17 protein-coding genes are annotated in these 16,902 nt (G+C 68.4%); 9 read left to right on the top strand and 8 right to left on the bottom strand.

Translation table 11 applies throughout. The annotated features are described in order from the left end of the window. Positions 1–935, top strand: a 935-nt coding sequence (locus tag ACIHAX_RS14365; protein WP_397277741.1) for an AMP-binding protein, incomplete at its 5' end; no start/stop codon positions are given. Positions 936–984: 49 nt separating this feature from the next. Here ACIHAX_RS14365 and ACIHAX_RS14360 read toward each other — a convergent pair. The 4 genes from ACIHAX_RS14360 to ACIHAX_RS14345 all read right to left on the bottom strand — a co-directional run bounded on the left by ACIHAX_RS14360 (position 985) and on the right by ACIHAX_RS14345 (position 5,078). Further along, positions 985–1,923: an undecaprenyl-diphosphate phosphatase gene (locus ACIHAX_RS14360; RefSeq protein WP_397277739.1), complete on the bottom strand. Its 939-nt coding sequence runs from the start codon at positions 1,921–1,923 to the stop codon at positions 985–987. Positions 1,924–2,246: 323 nt separating this feature from the next. Then, on the bottom strand, positions 2,247–3,272 hold the full coding sequence (dmpG, locus tag ACIHAX_RS14355; protein WP_397277737.1) for a 4-hydroxy-2-oxovalerate aldolase: 1,026 nt from the start codon (positions 3,270–3,272) through the stop codon (positions 2,247–2,249). Next, on the bottom strand, positions 3,269–4,249 hold the full coding sequence (locus ACIHAX_RS14350; protein ID WP_397277735.1) for an acetaldehyde dehydrogenase (acetylating): 981 nt from the start codon (positions 4,247–4,249) through the stop codon (positions 3,269–3,271). The genes dmpG and ACIHAX_RS14350 overlap by 4 nt, the downstream gene beginning before the upstream one ends. A gap of 4 nt (positions 4,250–4,253) precedes the next feature. After that, positions 4,254–5,078, bottom strand: a complete 825-nt coding sequence (locus tag ACIHAX_RS14345; protein ID WP_397277733.1) for a 2-keto-4-pentenoate hydratase — start codon at positions 5,076–5,078, stop codon at positions 4,254–4,256. A 194-nt stretch (positions 5,079–5,272) separates the two neighbouring features. On the opposite strand from ACIHAX_RS14345, the gene ACIHAX_RS14340 reads away from it, so the two are divergent. Both ACIHAX_RS14340 and ACIHAX_RS14335 read left to right on the top strand, forming a co-directional pair. Next, entirely contained in the window at positions 5,273–6,004 is a 732-nt protein-coding gene (locus tag ACIHAX_RS14340; RefSeq protein ID WP_397277755.1) for an IclR family transcriptional regulator, read from the top strand. A gap of 486 nt (positions 6,005–6,490) precedes the next feature. Further along, on the top strand, positions 6,491–6,736 hold the full coding sequence (locus ACIHAX_RS14335) for a hypothetical protein (RefSeq protein ID WP_364438955.1): 246 nt from the start codon (positions 6,491–6,493) through the stop codon (positions 6,734–6,736). Positions 6,737–6,931: 195 nt separating this feature from the next. Here ACIHAX_RS14335 and ACIHAX_RS14330 read toward each other — a convergent pair whose 3' ends face one another. The 3 genes from ACIHAX_RS14330 to ACIHAX_RS14320 form a co-directional block, all read right to left on the bottom strand. After that, on the bottom strand, positions 6,932–7,072 hold the full coding sequence (locus ACIHAX_RS14330) for a hypothetical protein (protein WP_364438958.1): 141 nt from the start codon (positions 7,070–7,072) through the stop codon (positions 6,932–6,934). A 254-nt stretch (positions 7,073–7,326) separates the two neighbouring features. Continuing rightward, a complete protein-coding gene (locus ACIHAX_RS14325) occupies positions 7,327–8,415 on the bottom strand; it encodes an NAD(P)-dependent alcohol dehydrogenase (protein ID WP_364439015.1) in 1,089 nt (362 codons plus the stop codon). A 6-nt stretch (positions 8,416–8,421) separates the two neighbouring features. Next, a complete protein-coding gene (locus tag ACIHAX_RS14320) occupies positions 8,422–8,892 on the bottom strand; it encodes a DUF4334 domain-containing protein (RefSeq protein ID WP_364438961.1) in 471 nt (156 codons plus the stop codon). Between the two features lie 91 nt (positions 8,893–8,983). Between ACIHAX_RS14320 and ACIHAX_RS14315 the strand changes: the two genes are divergently transcribed. The 5 genes from ACIHAX_RS14315 (at position 8,984) to ACIHAX_RS14295 (ending at position 14,231) form a co-directional block, all read left to right on the top strand. Continuing rightward, positions 8,984–9,565: a TetR family transcriptional regulator gene (locus ACIHAX_RS14315; RefSeq protein WP_397277730.1), complete on the top strand. Its 582-nt coding sequence runs from the start codon at positions 8,984–8,986 to the stop codon at positions 9,563–9,565. A gap of 169 nt (positions 9,566–9,734) precedes the next feature. Beyond that, entirely contained in the window at positions 9,735–11,678 is a 1,944-nt protein-coding gene (locus ACIHAX_RS14310) for a glycoside hydrolase family 15 protein (protein WP_397277728.1), read from the top strand. Between the two features lie 114 nt (positions 11,679–11,792). Then, entirely contained in the window at positions 11,793–12,428 is a 636-nt protein-coding gene (locus ACIHAX_RS14305; RefSeq protein WP_397277726.1) for an MspA family porin, read from the top strand. Continuing rightward, complete coding sequence (locus ACIHAX_RS14300) at positions 12,419–12,760, top strand: hypothetical protein (protein WP_397277724.1); 342 nt, start codon at positions 12,419–12,421, stop codon at positions 12,758–12,760. The genes ACIHAX_RS14305 and ACIHAX_RS14300 overlap by 10 nt, the downstream gene beginning before the upstream one ends. A 412-nt stretch (positions 12,761–13,172) precedes the next feature. Further along, positions 13,173–14,231, top strand: coding sequence for an LLM class flavin-dependent oxidoreductase (locus tag ACIHAX_RS14295; protein WP_364438976.1), 1,059 nt, complete (start codon positions 13,173–13,175; stop codon positions 14,229–14,231). Between the two features lie 54 nt (positions 14,232–14,285). On the opposite strand, the gene ACIHAX_RS14290 is transcribed toward ACIHAX_RS14295, so the two are convergent. Next, on the bottom strand, positions 14,286–15,317 hold the full coding sequence (locus ACIHAX_RS14290; protein ID WP_397277720.1) for an aldo/keto reductase: 1,032 nt from the start codon (positions 15,315–15,317) through the stop codon (positions 14,286–14,288). A gap of 367 nt (positions 15,318–15,684) precedes the next feature. Between ACIHAX_RS14290 and ACIHAX_RS14285 the strand changes: the two genes are divergently transcribed. After that, positions 15,685–16,899 (top strand): LLM class flavin-dependent oxidoreductase, encoded by a 1,215-nt coding sequence (locus tag ACIHAX_RS14285; protein WP_397277718.1) that lies wholly within the window; start codon positions 15,685–15,687, stop codon positions 16,897–16,899. Positions 16,900–16,902 lie beyond the last annotated feature (3 nt).

Here is a 16,902-nt window from a genome sequence, read left to right as displayed (position 1 = left end):
TGGACACCGACACCGTCGCCGCCAAATTCGACCTGCAAGTCAACATCAACCCCCACCACCACGACGACGGCACCCCCGCCGAACTCGACACCATCCTCACCTACGCCACCGACCTCTTCGACGAAACCACCATCCACACCCTCGGCCACCGACTCGAACGCATCCTCACCACCATCGCCACCAACCCCCACACCCCCATCGGAGACATCGACATCCTCGACCGAACCGAACGGGAAATGGGCACGGCCAGAAGCGTTCCCACCCCGCCGCCGAACTCGGCGGCGACCGCGGGCACCACACTCGCCCAAACACTCGTGGCCGCCGTCGAGGACGATCCGGACGCCCCCGCCATCCTGTCCGGCGACGACGAGCTGACCTACCACGATCTGGAGACCCGCTCGTCGCGTTTGGCGCGGGTACTCATCGCGCGGGGCTGCGGCCCCGGCGCGGGCGTGGCACTGCGTCTGGATCGCGGCATGGAAGCGGTCATCGCGACCTGGGCCGTCCTCAAAACAGGCGCCGCCGTCGTCCCCGACACCGCACTGCCCGACGACCTCGAGGCCAAAATCGGCCTCACCCTCGGCGATCCACCCACCGGCACCCTCGACTGGCTCGCCCTCGACGACCCCGCCGTCATCGCCGAGATCGCCGCCGAATCACCCCGCCCGGTCACCTACGCACACCGCACCCGGGCACTGACCGGCACCGACCCGGCCTTCGTCGGGGACCAGACCCTCAGCTACGACGATCTCGCCATCGCGGCTGCGCAACTGCGCGACCGGGACGAACTCACCTACGAGTCCGAGATCCCCTACCGCGGCGAACCGAGATCCTCCGCCGTTGTCATCGAACTGGTCGCCGCCGGGATGGTCGGCGCGGCGGTCGTCCTGGACACCGACGAGGAGGTGCAGGCCGACGAATGCGTGACCGGTTGATCGTTCCGGCCGCGCCGGAGCCGGATCGGCGACTTCGGCCGAGCAGAGCTCAACTGAAGTGGACGACCGAGAGGGTGCCTGCGACGATGCAGTACATGGCGAACGGCAGTAGGGTCCGGGTCTGGAAGTAGCGCTCCAGGAACCGTACTGCCAGCCACGACGACACCCCGGAGACGATGGCTCCGAACAACACCGGTCCACGGATGCCTTCGGTTTGCGGGCCGACCAGTTCCGGTAGTTCCAGGACTCCCGCGCCGAGGATCGCCGGAGTGGCCAGCAGGAAGGCGAATTTCGCCGCGTGCTCGTGCGCGAGACCCCGCGACAGGCCGCCGACCATGGTCAGGCCCGCACGGCTGAAGCCGGTCAGCAGCGCGCCGACCTGCGCGAAGCCGATGCCGAGAGCGTCCGCTGTCCCGAGGGCGGCCAGCGGCCGGTCGGATTGGCGCCGGGTCTCCGCCTCGGCCGTGAGGGTGCCTCTGCGGGCTTCCCGCCGAGCGAACCGCCGCCCGTATTCGGCCAGCGACGGCTCGTTCCGCCGGCGCAATCCCTCGCCGACGATCAGCACGATGCCGTTGAGCGCGAGAAAGATACCGGCGTAGAAAGGCGTCCCGAACAGCGCGTGCAGCGGATGTTCCAGCAGGAAGCCGAGCACGCCGACCGGAATGGTGGCGACGACGATCGACCAGGCCAGCCGCTGGGGGATGGTGTCGAGGCGGCCGGTGCGCAGCGTGGTGAAAAAGCCCGCCACGATGACGCGCCAGTCGCGCCAGTAGTAGCCGAGCAGCGCCACCGCCGTCGCCACGTGCAGCGCCACCACGAACGCCAGATACGGTGTGCCCGCACCGGACTCGCCCTCGCCGGTCAACTTCTCCCAGTCGCCTCCGAGCCATGCCGCGACCAACACGGAGTGCCCCAGGCTGGAAATCGGGAACAGTTCGGTGACACCTTGCACCGCCCCGATGACTGTCGCTTGAAAGTAAGTGAGCATCGCCCCGAGTCTCGCACGCACACAACGCAACCGCGTGAGGGCCTCTCGCGGCCGGCGACGACGGCGGTCCCGCCGCGACGGTGGCGCTGTCGCGGCGGCACCGGAATGTCGTTGTGCGGCAGCCAAAGCCGCGGAAGGACCGTCGGAGCTCGCAGAGGATCGACGAGACGAAGAGGGCACGCGGCTTCGGAATCCATGGGCGGTGTGGCCGGGATCCAGGTGGGGGGAAGCCGCACCGGCGCGGCAAAGCAGCTGGTCCCGAACACATCACAGAGGATCTGTGACGTCGATCATTTGATCACCGTCGGCGAGCTCGATGCCGTTCAGGCGGTGGCGCCGGAGGATTCGGCGAGCATGTCGAGGGCGATGTCGATGATGAGGTCCTCTTGCCCGCCGACCAGCCCCCTGCGTCCCACTTCGAGCAGGATCGTGCGCACGTCGATGCCGTAGCGCCGCGCGGCGGTTTCGGCGTGCCGCAGGAAGGACGAGTAGACCCCGGCGTAGCCGAGCGTGAGTGTTTCGCGGTCCACGCGGACCGGGCGGTCCTGCAGTGGCCGCACCAAGTCGTCGGCGGCGTCCTGTAGCGCGAACAGATCGCAGTTGTGCTTCCAGCCGTGCAGGTCGGCGACGGCGACGAAAGGCTCGATCGGGCAGTTGCCCGCTCCGGCGCCGTGCCCGGCGAGCGAGGCGTCGACGCGGGTGACGCCTTCTTCGACCGCCACGACGGAGTTGGCCACCGACAGCGAGAGGTTCTCGTGGGCGTGGATCCCGATCTCGGTGCCGGGGTCGAGCACCTCGCGGTAGGCGCGGACCCGGTCACGGATTCCGTTCATGGTCAGCCGGCCGCCGGAGTCGGTGACGTAGACGCAGTGCGCCCCATACGATTCCATGAGTTTCGCTTGTTCGGCCAGGCGAGCCGGTTCGGCCATGTGCGACATCATCAGGAATCCGGAGACGTCCATGCCGAGTTCCCGTGCGGTGGCGATGTGCTGGGCGGATACGTCGGCTTCGGTGCAGTGGGTGGCTACGCGCACCGAGCGCACGCCGAGCCGGTAGGCGTGCTTGAGTTCTTCGATGGTGCCGATGCCGGGCAGCAGCAGCGTGGTCAGTCGGGCGTGGGTGAGGTTGTCGGCGGCGGCTTCGATCCATTCCCAGTCGGTGTTGCTTCCCGGGCCGTAGTTCAGGCTGCCGCCGGCGAGGCCGTCGCCGTGGGCTACTTCGATGCCGTCGACACCGGCGGCGTCGAGCGCCGCCACGATCCGGCCGACGTCGGCGGGCGTGATGCGGTGGCGCACGGCGTGCATGCCGTCGCGGAGGGTGACGTCTTGGATGAACAGTTGGGTGGTCATCGGCGCGCTTCCTGTCCCGCCGGCGCCGCGGCGATCGTGTCGGCGAGGGATTCGGCGTAGCGCACGGCCGCCGAGGTCATGATGTCCAGATTTCCCGCGTAGGCCGGGAGGTAGTGGGCGGCGCCTTCGACCTCGAGGAACACCGTCACCTGATGGGTGGGCGCGGTCGCGTCGGGGCCGAGCAGGGTGTGCACCGGCTGGTCGTCGGGGACGGTGGTGATCTGGACTTGCTGCTTGAGGCGATAGCCGGGGACGTAGGTGGCCACGTGCGCGATCATCTGCTCCACGGATTCGCGAATCGCCTCATGGGTGCCGGGATCCGGGGCGGTGACCAGGCACAGCACCGTGTCGCGCATGATCAGCGGCGGGTCCGCCGGATTGAGGATGATGATGGCTTTGCCGCGCCGCGCGCCGCCGACCGTTTCGATCGCGTGCGCGGTGGTTTCGGTGAACTCGTCGATATTGGCCCGCGTGCCGGGCCCCGCGGACTTCGAGGCGATGGACGCGACGATCTCGGCGTAGGCGACCGGCGCCACGCGCGAGACGGCGGCGACGATCGGGATGGTGGCCTGCCCGCCGCAGGTCACCATGTTGACGTTGGGCGCGTGGCGATGCGCGTCCAGGTTCACCGCCGGGACGACGAACGGGCCGAGCGCGGCGGGTGTCAGATCGATCAGGCGTTTGCCGAGCGGTTCGAGCACCGCGGCGTGGGCGGCGTGGGCTTTGGCGGAAGTCGCGTCGAAGACCACATCGATCTCGTCGAAGTTCGGCAGTTCCAGCAGGCCCTGCACGCCGTCGGACGTGGTGGGCACGCCGAGCCTGCGGGCGCGGGCCAGACCGTCGGATTCCGGGTCGATGCCGACCATCGCGCCCATCTCCAGGACGGTCGAGTGCCGGATCACCTTGATCATCAGATCGGTGCCGATATTGCCCGATCCGATCACCGCGACTGTGAGCTTGGCGGGGCTGTCGTTCATGGTTTCACTCCCGAATGAAGGTCGCGGTCACCGATCCGAGACCGGTGATGTCCGCGGTGACGGTTCCAGGGCCCTGGATCGGCGCCATCGGTCCGAGCGCTCCGGAGAGCACTGTCTGCCCGGCGCGCAGTGGCCTGCCGAACTCGTGTGTGGTGCGTGCCAGCCAGGCCAGGGCGTGCAGCGGATCGCCGAGGCAGGCCGCGCCGGTTCCCGTCGACACCTCGACACCGTCGATCGACATCCGCATCCGTGCCGTGACGGGCTCGAAGGAATCGAGGGTGCGGTGTTCGGTGCCGAGGACGTACAAACCGCTGGAAGCGTTGTCGGCGACGGTGTCACCGAAGGTGATGTCCCAACCGGCGATGCGGCTGTCGACGATCTCCAGCGCGGCCACGGCGTACTCGACCGCGCCGCGGACCTGCTCGTCATCGAGCGGCCCCTCCGCCAGGTCCTCACCCAGCACGAACGCGATCTCGGCTTCGACCTTCGGCTGCAACAACCGGCTCAGCGGCACGGGCGTGTCCTGCCCGTAGTACATGTCGTCGAACAACACTCCGAAGTCCGGTTGATCGACACCGAGCTGCCGCTGCACCGCCGGGGAGGTCAAGCCGATCTTGCGTCCGACCACCCGCGCGCCCGCCGCGATACGCTCGGCGGTCAGCAGCTCCTGCACCGCGTACGCGGCGGCCACGTCGTCGGAACCGATCAGATCGCGCACCGGTCCGCACGGGGTGCCGGAGCGGGCGGCCGCGCTGAGCAGGTCGGCGGCGGCGATCGTGGCAGCGTCGGCAGCCACGGAGCGTCGGTCAAGGCCTGGGGGTGTTGACATCGGAAGTCCCGGATCTCGTGAGGAGGAAACAGTGCTCTCACTGTCGCCGCAGGTGGAACGCATCCGCCAGCATTGCGTTCCACTGAGCCGAACGCCGCCGCGGTAGAGTGAGCGGGTCCGGAGGTTGGAGGTCGACCGTGTCATCCGCGTTCGCTGGTCGTGCGATTGACGGTTCGACCGTGCTCGGCAAGATCATGGCCGTGCTCGAGGCGTTCTCGATCGATGACACCGCGTTGAGCCTGGCCGAGCTGGGACGGCGGACCGGCATTGCGAAGGGCACTCTGCACCGGGTCCTCGCCGACATGGTGGCGGTCCGGCTGCTGGACCGGAACGACGCCGGGTATCGGCTCGGAAGCTATGTTTTCGAGCTCGGGATGCGCGCTTCGGTCGAGCGGAGTCTGCTCGAAGTGTCCATTCCATTCCTGGAGGAACTCAACGCGCGTATCCACGAGACCGTGCATCTGGGCATTCTCGACGGCACGGATGTCGTGTACCTGACGAAGATCGGCGGACGCAGACAGGCCAGCGCCCCGTCGCGGATCGGGGGCCGTATGCCGGTGCACTGCACGGCCATCGGCAAAGTACTACTGGCCAACGCCGACGCGGCGCTTCGTGACCAGGTGCTGGCCGGACCGCTTCGCCGCTACACCCCCCGGACGATGGCCCTACCGGGCACGCTGCGCACCCAGCTCGATCGAATCGCGGCCGACGGCGTGGCCTTCGAATTCGAGGAATCCGCGCCCGGCATCGTCTGCGTGGCCGCCCCCGTTCGCGAGGCGGACGAGGTGGTCGCAGCGATCAGCGTGGCGGGCCCGTCCCACCGGTTCCAGCCCGAGACCCACGCGGCATCGGTCCGCGCGGCCGCCGACGGCATCGGAGCCACCCTGACCCGGCGAACCCGGTTGCTGTCCGCGCCTCCCGCCTGAGCACGAGGAAGACCCCGCCCGGCACGAGGCCGGACGGGGTCGGTAGTCCCCCAACGCGTATTCGTCGCTGAACCGCAGCCCGCGCTCCGCCGCACGCGTATGAAAGCAGGCACAGGCAGGGTAAAGGTCGGCGAATCCGAGTTAGCTGACGGGTTCCCAGAAGGTATATCCATCTGTTACATTACCGATGCGGAGCCTATATAAACACGTGCTGCTCCTTCGTCCGAACGACAACGACGTCACCGGACATCCGACCCGACAACGATGTCGGCAGGCCGACAACGGGGTCGGCCACAAACTGATCCCATCCACCAGACAGCGCCTCGAGTTCTCGCCCATGCATCGCTCGCGACGGCCCGGCAGCGGTCGGCGCCTGCTCGCGCGGCCGTCCGACGTTCCGGCCGATTCGCGCCGCGCGGCACGGAGACGGACCACTCGCGGCGACGTGCCACCCGATCGGACATTGAGCCGGAGGAACCCATCGACATGCCGATCCCCTTCTCGACCGGGTTCGATTTGATCACCGCACTCGACGTGCGCAATGTCGAAGCGCATCTCGCCGAGGCCGTCGCGGGCTGTACCGCGTGCGCCACGACCGCCAGACCTGGGCCCGGCTGCCCCGCGGGTCTCGCCGCACAGCTCCACAACGCCGCGACGGCTCCGCTGACAGCGATCGAGATCATCGACGGACTCCTCGCGCTGCGCCGGACGCCACAACCGGACGGGGCGTAGCACACGCGCGTGCGCCGTCATACCGGAATAAGGTAGTTCAGAGGACGTCCGCGGATCCGCTCCGCGTGGGCCGGGACATGGAAACCGGACCGCACGCTCCCCAGGCCGCACGTGCCGTGAGCACTGAGGAGTTCAGTCCACCGGGACACCTCCCCCGCTGCTCGTACTCGCACCCGGCGAACCGGCGGCCGGGGATCAACTCGATGTCGTCGTCTGAGTTCGGGGAAAGCGGTGGCCCATGACGTCCGCCCACCATGCGCTCAAACGCGACTCGGGCCAGATGATCCGGTCTCGGTCTTCATCGTCGGTGCCGGGCACGTTCACGTCCTCGATCACGATGCAATTCCTTTGCGCCATTCAACCTTAGGGGCCCCTCGTTCTCGTGCGGCGCAAACGATTTGATGACATTTGTCGAACCGGCCGGTGGTCGAGCAGCGGGGATCCCCCGATCGCGTACCGGCGCGACCGCGCTGTCGAGCCGATACGTGCACCGGGTACCACCCGCGACCACAAACAAACCGTTCTTTCGGTGCCAGTTGCCGGAACCGCCGTGCGTGCCGAGGCGCAGCCGCCGGCTGATTTCGGTCACCTCACCAGGTGAGGACCGGTTTGACGACCGTGCCCGCGCGCTGGTCGGCGAGCGCGACGTTGATGTCGGCGTGCGGGTAGGTCGTGATCAGACGGTCGATGGGGAACCGTCCCGCGGCGTGCAGGTCCAGCAGCTGCGGGATGAAGGTCGCGGGCACCGCGTCGCCTTCGAGGCAACCGCGGATCACCTTGCCGCCCAACACGATATCGCGCAGATCGATCGCCGGGACCCCGGCGCCCAATCCGACCGCGACCACCGTGCCGCCGATCGCCGCCGCGCCTGCCGCCGTGGCGAGCACGTCCGCCGATCCCGTGGTGTCGAGCGCGTGGGTCGCCCCGCCGTCGGTCAGCTTCCGGATCGTGGGCACGATGTCGTCGGCCGCCGGATCCAGGGCCGCGGTCGCGCCGAGTTCCCGCGCCAGCGCCCGCCGGACGGGTGACGGCTCCACCACAACCAGTTCGGCGACCTCGCACGCCACCGCCGCCAGCACACCCGCCATACCGACCGCGCCTGCGCCGTAGACCGCGACGCGGGCATCGTGATCCGGCCGCAGCACATTGAGCACCGCTCCGGCGCCGGTGAGGAACCCGCAGCCCAGTGGGGCGAGCACAGCCGGATCGACCTCGGTATCGACGACCACCGTGTTGTCGGCGGTGGTCAAGGCGTACGCGGCGAAGCTGGACTGGCCGAAGAACCCGTCCCGCACCGCGGTTCCGGCGACGGTGACCCGGCGCGACCGGTCCGCCCGCGCGCCGAACTGGTTGAGTTCCACCGCTCGCACGCAGTACGCCGGGCGTCCCGCTCGGCAACTGCGGCACGACCGGCAGTGCCGGAAGGTCAATACGACACGGTCACCGGGATGGACACCGGTCACCGCCGCGCCGACGGCCGCCACCACTCCGGCGCCCTCGTGGCCGAGCAGCACGGGACGGTCGGCGGCCCCAGCCGCCCGGGTGACCAGGTCGGTGTGGCAGATGCCGGTGGCCTGGACCCGGACCAGGATCTCGTCCTCGCGGGGGGCGTCGATCTCGACGGATTCGACGGTGAACGGCGCGGCGGGGTCGCGCGACAGCACCGCGGTGGTGGTCACCATCGGTCAGATCCGCTCGAGCAGGAAGTAGAAGTACTCGCCGTCGGCGAGCACCAGCTCCGGCCTGCCGTTCATGATGCCCATCAGCGTGTTCTCGTCGAGCCATTTGAAGTGGTCGAAGACCGGGCGCTTGTCGTAGACCATGGTGGCGGTGACCTCGCCGCGGAACTCGATGTTCCACAATGTCGCTTCCCCACCGCCGCCGAGTTCGACATCGGAGAACAGCGATCCGTCCTCGGCGCGGCAGATCAACGGTTTGGCGTCCAGCACACTGTGGAACGTCTTGCCGTACCAGCGGCTCACCGACAACGCTTTGCGCAGCGGATGCCCGGTCGGGAACGCCGCTCCCTTCCACTCGCCGAGGATGTCCTCGGCGCGCGCGGTGGGCAGGCCGGCCCACAGCGCGTCCAACTCCGCCGCGGTCACTCCGGTCTCCCGCGCGACGAGTTCTCGCCAGCCAGTCCCCACAGAGCCCATAACCATCCTCGTTCCCGCCGCCGTTTCCAGAACCTTTTGGTTCGGCAACTGTATAGCCGAACCAAAAGGTTCGGCAAGATAGGATGCGGCAATGCGCGCAGCAGGTCAGGCCACCCGCGAACGAATCCTCGTCGCGGCCAAAGCGGAGTTCGCCCGGTACGGCATCGCGGGAGCGCGCATCAACCGCATCGCCGACGCGGCCAAAGCGAGCAAGGACCGGCTCTACGCGTACTTCGCGGGCAAAGACGAACTCTACGCCGCGGTCACCGAGGAATGGGTCGCCCAGACCACCGACGAGACCGCCCTCGACGCCGCGGATCTGCCCGGTTACGTCGGCCGGCTCTTCGACCACTACGTCGCGCACCCGGACAACGCCCGGCTGCAGGCATGGGCGGAGATCGAGCAGACCCACATTCCCGCCGCCGAAGACGCCATCCGCCGGACCATCGCGGGAAAACTCGCCGAGATCCGCCGCGGCCAAGAGCAGGGATTGATCACCGGGGCGTTCGCGCCCATCACCTTGATGGTCATGCTGACCGACCTCGCCCGCACCGCGGCCATGCACGCCACCCGCACCACACAGCACAACATCACCGAACGCCGCGCCGCCACCGTTCTGGCCGCACGACGGCTGGTCAGCCCCGAGGCACCCGGAGCCGACGGCGGTCGCTAGATCTCGGGGCTTGCCGATCCGGCCCACGAGGTGATGGGCTGATGGGAGCGTCGCAGCACTCACGCCTCGATACCGCGCACAGTGTTCTCCCGAAGAAAGGCGGTGCACCAGGTACTCGCCGGTGGACGACCGCCGGACGGTAAGCCCCGAGACGACGACGGAGAAACGCATGGACGAGATCGAAGGCACACCGCGGCTCACAGCGTTCCCACGCATCGACGACTACGGGTTCATCTCCGATTGCGAGGTCACCGCCTTGATCGCGCCCAGCGGCGCCATCGAGTGGATGTGCCTGCCGCGCATGGACTCTCCCAGCGTCTTCGCCGCCATACTCGATCGCTCCGCCGGCTCGTTCCGATTCGCTCCCGCCGACTTCGTGGTGCCCACCGATCGTCGCTACATCCCGGGCACGATGGTCATGGAGACGAGCTGGCGCAGCGGCGAGGGCTGGGCGACGGTGCGCGATGTGCTGCTGGTCGGGCCGTGGCGGCACCAGAAACCCGGCCGCAGCGCGCACCGGCGCACGCCAACGGACTACGACGCCGAGCACATCCTGCTGCGCACGGTGCACTGCGAGACCGGGCAGATCCAGTTCGGGCTCGACTGCCAACCGGCCTTCGACTACGGCAGGCATCGCGCGCGGTGGGAGTACCTCGGCAGTTATCACCTCGCACAGGCCGGCGCCGACGGGACCGATCTGCAACTGACCTTGAGCACCGACATGCGCTTGGGCCTGGAGGGAACGCACGCGGTCGCCCGCACTCTGTTGAAGAAGGGGGACACCCGGTTCTGCGCGCTCGCCTGGGGCAGTCGTGACGCTCCCGGCGACGTCGCGGAGGCCGAAGAGCGGCTGCTGCGCACGATCCACCACTGGCGGCACTGGCTGGCGGGCGGGCGATTTCCGGACCATCCCTGGACCGCCGAACTCACTCGCAGTGCGCTCACGCTCAAGGGATTGACCTTCGCTCCCACCGGGGCCGTCGCTGCCGCCGCCACCACGTCACTACCCGAAACACCTGGCGGTGAGCGTAATTGGGACTACCGCTATTCCTGGATCCGCGACTCCGCCTTCGCCTTGTGGGGCCTGTACACGCTGGGTTTCACCTGGGAGGCGAACGACTTCTTCTCCTACATTCTCGACCTGACCGAAGAAGCCCGCGACATGCAGATCGTCTACGGCATCGGCGGCGAGACCGATCTCGCCGAACAGACCCTCCCCCACCTGCGCGGCTACGACAACGCGGGCCCGGTGCGCATCGGCAACGAGGCCTACCGGCAACGTCAGCACGATGTGTGGGGCGCCGCGCTGGACGCGGTCTATCTCTACGGCCGTCATCAAGATCAGATCGATGCGCGGGCCTGGCCGCTGCTCGGCCGTGCGGTCAAGAGCGCCCTCACCTACTGGCGCGAGCCCGACCACGGCATCTGGGAAGTCCGCGGACAGCCCAGGCACTTCACCTCGAGTAAGGTCATGTGCTGGGTCGCCGCCGACCGCGGCGCCCGGCTGGCCCGCATCCACCAGGACTTCGCCCGCGCGCACCGGTGGCAACAGGCCGCCGACGAGATCCACGCCGACATCTGCGCACACGCGGTCGACTCCCGGCGGGTGTTCACCCAGTACTACGGCAGCACCTCGCTGGACGCTTCGACCCTGCTCATCCCACTGGTACGTTTCCTGCCACCCGAGGACGAGCGGGTGCGCAACACGGTGCTGGCCATCGCCGAGGACCTGACCGAAGACGGTCTCGTCCTGCGGTACCGCGTCGACGAGACCGACGACGGATGCGCCGGAGAGGAAGGCGCTTTCACGATCTGCTCGTTCTGGCTGGTATCGGCGCTGTCGGAGATCGGCGAGAAGAAGAAGGCCAAGCAGCTGTGCGAGAAACTGCTCGGCTACGCCAGCCCCCTCGGCCTCTACGCCGAGGAGATCGATCCGCGAACCGGCCGTCATTGGGGCAACTATCCGCAGGCGTTCACCCACCTCGCCCTGATCAATGCCGTCATGCACGTCATCCAGGACGAGCAAGCGCTCCTGCGGCAGGCGCTCGGCGGTGAATCGATCGCACCGCGACTGGACGACGCATCGCTCACCCGGGGATACATCCACCGCTGACGAGAAACCCGATCGGCGAAACCCGCTGTACCTCAATGGCGGGCGGCCTTCGCGCCGCCACGTCAGCGGAGTCAGTACTATCGCGTTCGACTGTTAACAGGACTAAGGATTCCATTGAAGGGCTCGACGATGGCGATGCTCGGCATCGCCGCGACCGCGGCATTCGGCATGACCGCCGCCCCCGCGACCGCTGACCCAGTGGCAGACAAATCTCGTGTCGTCGGCACCGAGGACGGCTGGGAATTGCGGATCAGCAAGACCGCCGAAGACGTGCAGCGCGTACCCAATCTCGCCGCGACACCGTTCACAAGGGAAGGATTCGTCACTTTGTCGGCCGCGGCCGACATCGGCGGCGAGGGCCAGGAGGCGGTGAACTCCGGAACGCTGCAATTGGGATACCAGATCGGCTGCCAGATAGACGTCTCCAACGGCCTGACCGTGGGCATCTCCGCGGCTATCGGCCCGAACGCCACGGTGACCGTCGCCCCCTCGCCCGGCCTCGGGGTCGGCGGCAGCGCGCTGGCCCTGCCGAGCATGTCGACGACCATCAAGCCGGGCACCATCAACAGCATCACGCTGGGAACGAAACCGCTTGCCGGACCGCACGGCTCGATCTCCGTCGATCAGATCCAGATCAAGATCGACGCGTGCGCGGGCGCGGTGAGCCTGCGCTCGTTCGCGATCGTGTCGATATCCACGGCGACGGCGGACAATTCGGTCGCGGTCTACGGTGACCCGATATGGCTGTGACGCACGCGCGAGCGCCGCGACGCTGGATGGCGCCGATCGTCGTGTCGGTTTCGCTGATCATCGCCGCGGCAACCGCCTCCGCCGAGCCGATCGTGCCGGTCGGCCCGGGACCGGGCTGCGGCGAATCACCCTCCTCCGCCACCGCTTGCGGCAACGACAAGCCCGTACCCGGGACGCGCGGCGGGCCGGCCGCGCCGCCACCGGCACTGCCGTTGCAAGTGCTGGCGCCCCCGCCCGCCAAGTCGGCGCCCAATACCAATACGCCCGCCGGTGCGCTGGTTCCGCCCGCGCCGGGACCGGGCTCGGGCACCCCGATCGTGCCGGTCGGATAACCAATGGGCCGGTCGCGTTGCTCCGCCGGGCACAGCGACCGGCCCGTCGATCGACCGCGAGCAGGGATCGCCGCGGGACATGCGCGCACAGATCGGCTCCGACCACTCGCTCGCCCGCACAGCGATGTGATTCCGCCGCTTCCCCGGTCGACACCAGGATCGCTCCGGGACTGTGATCCGCCGAAAATCAGTATCGCGCAGGGCATATCGGCCGCGCTGGAATCTGGATGAATTTATTGCTCACCGCAGCGAATCGTCGCAGCTCAGGAGCGGTCGTCCAGGGTGAACGACGCGGGCTGTGAACGGCCTACGGCCTTGTTCGAGGTCGATAATTCCGATGTCCGAAGGCTGGTCGACCCGCCAGCCGGGTGATTCGCCGTTGATCACGCCCGCCGAACAGGAATAACCGCCGATGAGTTTCCTTTGGTATATCCCGAATCAGGTCACGCCGGGACACCGCGGCGACACCATCGTGGCCGACCACAACAGCCTCGACACCCTGACCGCTCAGGCGAAGGCGCTCGAGGAGCACGGGTGGCAGGGCGCGTTGCTCGGCACCGGGTGGGGTCGCCCGGACACCCTCACCGTCGCAACGGCTCTCGCCGCCAGGACCACGAGTTTCGAGCCGCTGATCGCGATCAGACCGGGCTACTGGCGTCCGGCGAACTTCGCATCGGCCGCGGCGACCCTCGACCACCTCTCCGGCGGCCGGGTGCGGGTGAACATCGTGTCGGGCAAGGACGATCTCGCGGCCTACGGCGAGACCGAGGGCGATCAGGCCGAGCGTTACGCCCGCACGAAAGAGTTCCTCCAACTCGTCCGTCGGCTGTGGACGGAGGAGAACGTCACCTACCGGGGTGAGTACTACCAGGTCAGCAATTCCACCGCGCTGCCGAGGATTGTCCCGCGCGGCGAGCGCCGCCACCCGAAGCTCTACTTCGGCGGTGCGTCGGAGGCCGCGGAGCGGGTAGCGGCGACCGAGGCCGACGTCCAGCTCTTCTGGGGCGAGCCCCTGTCGGGAGTCAGGGAACGGATCGAACGCCTGCGGTCGCTGAGCGAGGAACTCGGTCGCCAGCATGCGCCACTGGAGTTCGGCCTGCGGGTCACCACTTTCGTCCGCGACACCACCGAGCAGGCCTGGGCCGAGGCGGAGGCGAAGGTCGCGGAGATGGCCGACAACCACCACGCCCCCGTGCCGAACCCACATCGCCGGACGGCCGTGGGACAGCAGCGACTGCTGGATCTGGCCGCGAAGGGCGAGGTGCTCGACGACAACCTCTACACCACACCCGGGAAGTTCGGCGCGGGTGGCGCCGGCACCACCTGGCTGGTCGGCTCCCCCGAAGACGTCGCCAAGTCGCTGCGCAAGTACCAGGATCTCGGCATCACGCACTTCGTGCTCTCCGACACCCCGTATCTGCGCGAGATCGAGCGCCAAGGCAACCAGCTGCTTCCGTTGCTGCGAGAGTGACGAGACCGAGACGGGGCAGCGCCCGCGCTGCCCCTCCCGACCGCTTGCGCGAAGTCAGAGTTTCAGGCCGGTCCCGTGCACGCCGTGCTCGTCGATGAGTGCGAGTTCGTCGTCGGTGAACGCGGGGAAGTTCAACGCCGCGATGTTGTGGTCGAGCTGCGCGGTGGAACTCGCGCCGATCAGCGCGGAGGTCACTTCGGGGCGCCGCAGCACCCACTGCAGCGCCAGCTGCGCGAGCGACTGACCCCGCGCCTGGGCGATCTTGTCGAGCGCGGCGGTGCGCTGCCGGTAGGCCTCGTCGATGACGTCCGGCGACAGGAAGCTGCTGTTGCGCGCCCGCGCCCCGTCGGGAATCGTCTCCAGGTACTTGTCGGTCAACAGGCCCTGGGCCAGCGGCGAGTAGACGATCGTGCCGAAGCCGTCCTGGCGGGCGGTGTCCAGCAGGCCGTTTCGTTCGGGGCGGCGGTCGTAGATCGAGTAACGCGCCTGGTGGATCAGCAGCGGGACGCCCGCCCTCCGGAGCAACTCGGCGGCCTCGTGGGTGCGGTCGGGCGCGTAGTTGGACAGGCCGATGTACAGCGCCTTGCCTTGTTGCACCGCGCTGACCAGCGCGCCGACCGTCTCCTCCAGCGGCGTGCTCGGATCCGGGCTGTGATGGTAGAAGATGTCGACGTACTCGGTGCCCAGGTCGCGCAGGCTGTGTTCGAGCGAGGTGAGGATCGACTTGCGCGAACCGCCCCTGAGGTAAGGGCTGGGCCCGATCGGGTTGCCCGCCTTGGTCGAGAGGATCAGCTCGTCGCGATAGGGAGCGAGGTCCTTGGCCAGCACCGCCCCGAAGTTCTTCTGGGCGGCGCGATGCGGGGGACCGTAGCGGTCGGCGTTGTCGAAATGCGTGATGCCGAGATCGAAAGCGTGCAGGATGATCTCGCGTTGCGTCGCGAACGGGTAATCGGTGCCGAACTTCTGCCACAAGCCGAAGGAGAAGGCGGGAAGGTCGAGGCCGGAGTTGCCGGTCCGGCGGTACGGGACCTTCTCGTACCGGTCGTCGGCGGCGGCGTAGGTCAGATCGAAGGGGCCATAACTCATCGGTGTGTATCTCTTCCTTTCGATGCGCGATCACGGAGAGTGGACCACTTCCGTCCCCGCCGTTGCGACCGGTCGGCTCACGCTGATCGAAACCCATGGTCGCCGGGCACGGCCACCCGGGGTATTTCCCATCGATCGAGCTGATCCGAATCGTTGACACCCCGTGCGCGATGACGGTCGTGCCCGTGCCCGTAGCGCCACTCACCGCCGTGGCCACGTGTTATCCGAAGCCACTGATTCCCGCGCGGCGACCGGCCATTGATCCGGCCGAGGCCGGTGATTCCCGCCATGGTCATCGTCGGGCGGGTACGCGCCGGTTCGCGCGTTGCACGGCACGACATTCGCGCATGGAGAGAAACGGGAGACGATGGCACCGAACCCACTGCACCTCGGCGTCGCGCTCGACGGGGCGGGCTGGCATCCGGCCGCATGGCGGGAGCCGAACTCCCGGCCCGCCGAGTTGTTCAGCCCCGGTTACTGGACCGAGTTGGTCGCGACGGCGGAACGGGCACTGCTCGATTTCGTGAGCATCGAGGACAGCCTGCGAATCCCCGGTGAGCGGCACGCACCGTCGGACGACGCCGTCGATCAGGTGCGAGCCAGGCTCGACGCCCATCTGATCGCCGCGCGGGTCGCCCCGGTCACCCGGCACATCGGGCTCATCCCGACCGTGACGACCACGCACACCGAACCCTTCCACGTCTCCAAGTCGATCGCCACGCTCGATTACACGTCGCGTGGCCGGGCGGGCTGGCAGGCGCGCGTGTCCGGGACGGCCGAGGAGGCGGCCCACTTCGGACGTCGCTCGGTGCGCGACCTCAGCACCGCCGAAATCGCGGAAGCGATCGCTTCCGGGAGCTTTCCCGGCCACGTCCATGATCTGTTCGACGAAGCCGCCGACGCCGTCGAAGTGGTACGGCGATTGTGGGACAGCTGGGAAGACGACGCGGAGATCCGCGATGTGGCCACCCGCCGGTTCATCGATCGCGACAAGCTGCACTACATCGACTTCGAGGGCCGCTTCTTCAGCGTCCGAGGGCCATCGATCACGCCGCGTCCGCCCCAAGGGCAGCCGGTGGTGGCGGCTCTGGCGCACGGCCCGCTGATCTACGAATTCGCCGCCCGCGGTGCGGATCTGGTCTTCGTCACGCCCACGCGCGACGAAGGCCCCGGCCCGATCCTGGAGCAAGTCGCGTCCGCCGCGGCCCGAGTGGGACGCGCCGGTGAGCCGCTGCGGGTCTATGCCGACATCACCGTCTTCCTCGATACCGACGAGGAGCCGGGTCCGCAGCGGCTGTCCCGGTTGAGCGAGCTCGCGCGTGCCGAATTCGATTCCGACGCCCCTGTCTTCGCGGGAAGTGCGGACGAACTCGCCGATCTGCTCACCGACTGGAGCGAGCGGGGGATCGACGGGTTCCGTTTGCGGCCCGGCGTGGCGGTCGACGATCTGGCAGCGGTGGCCGACCGGCTCGTGCCCGCGCTGCAACGGCGCGGTGTGTTCCGCACCGGCTACCCGGACGGCTCGCTGCGCGCGCTGCTCGGCCTGCCCACCGACGTCCCCAATCGTTACGCGACTGCCTGAGCG

It is taken from the genome of Nocardia sp. NPDC051929 (assembly GCF_044548645.1).
Taxonomy (GTDB): Bacteria; Actinomycetota; Actinomycetes; order Mycobacteriales; family Mycobacteriaceae; genus Nocardia; species Nocardia sichangensis.
Note: the sequence above shows the minus strand (reverse complement) of the source record. Positions and strands in the feature narration are given on the sequence as shown.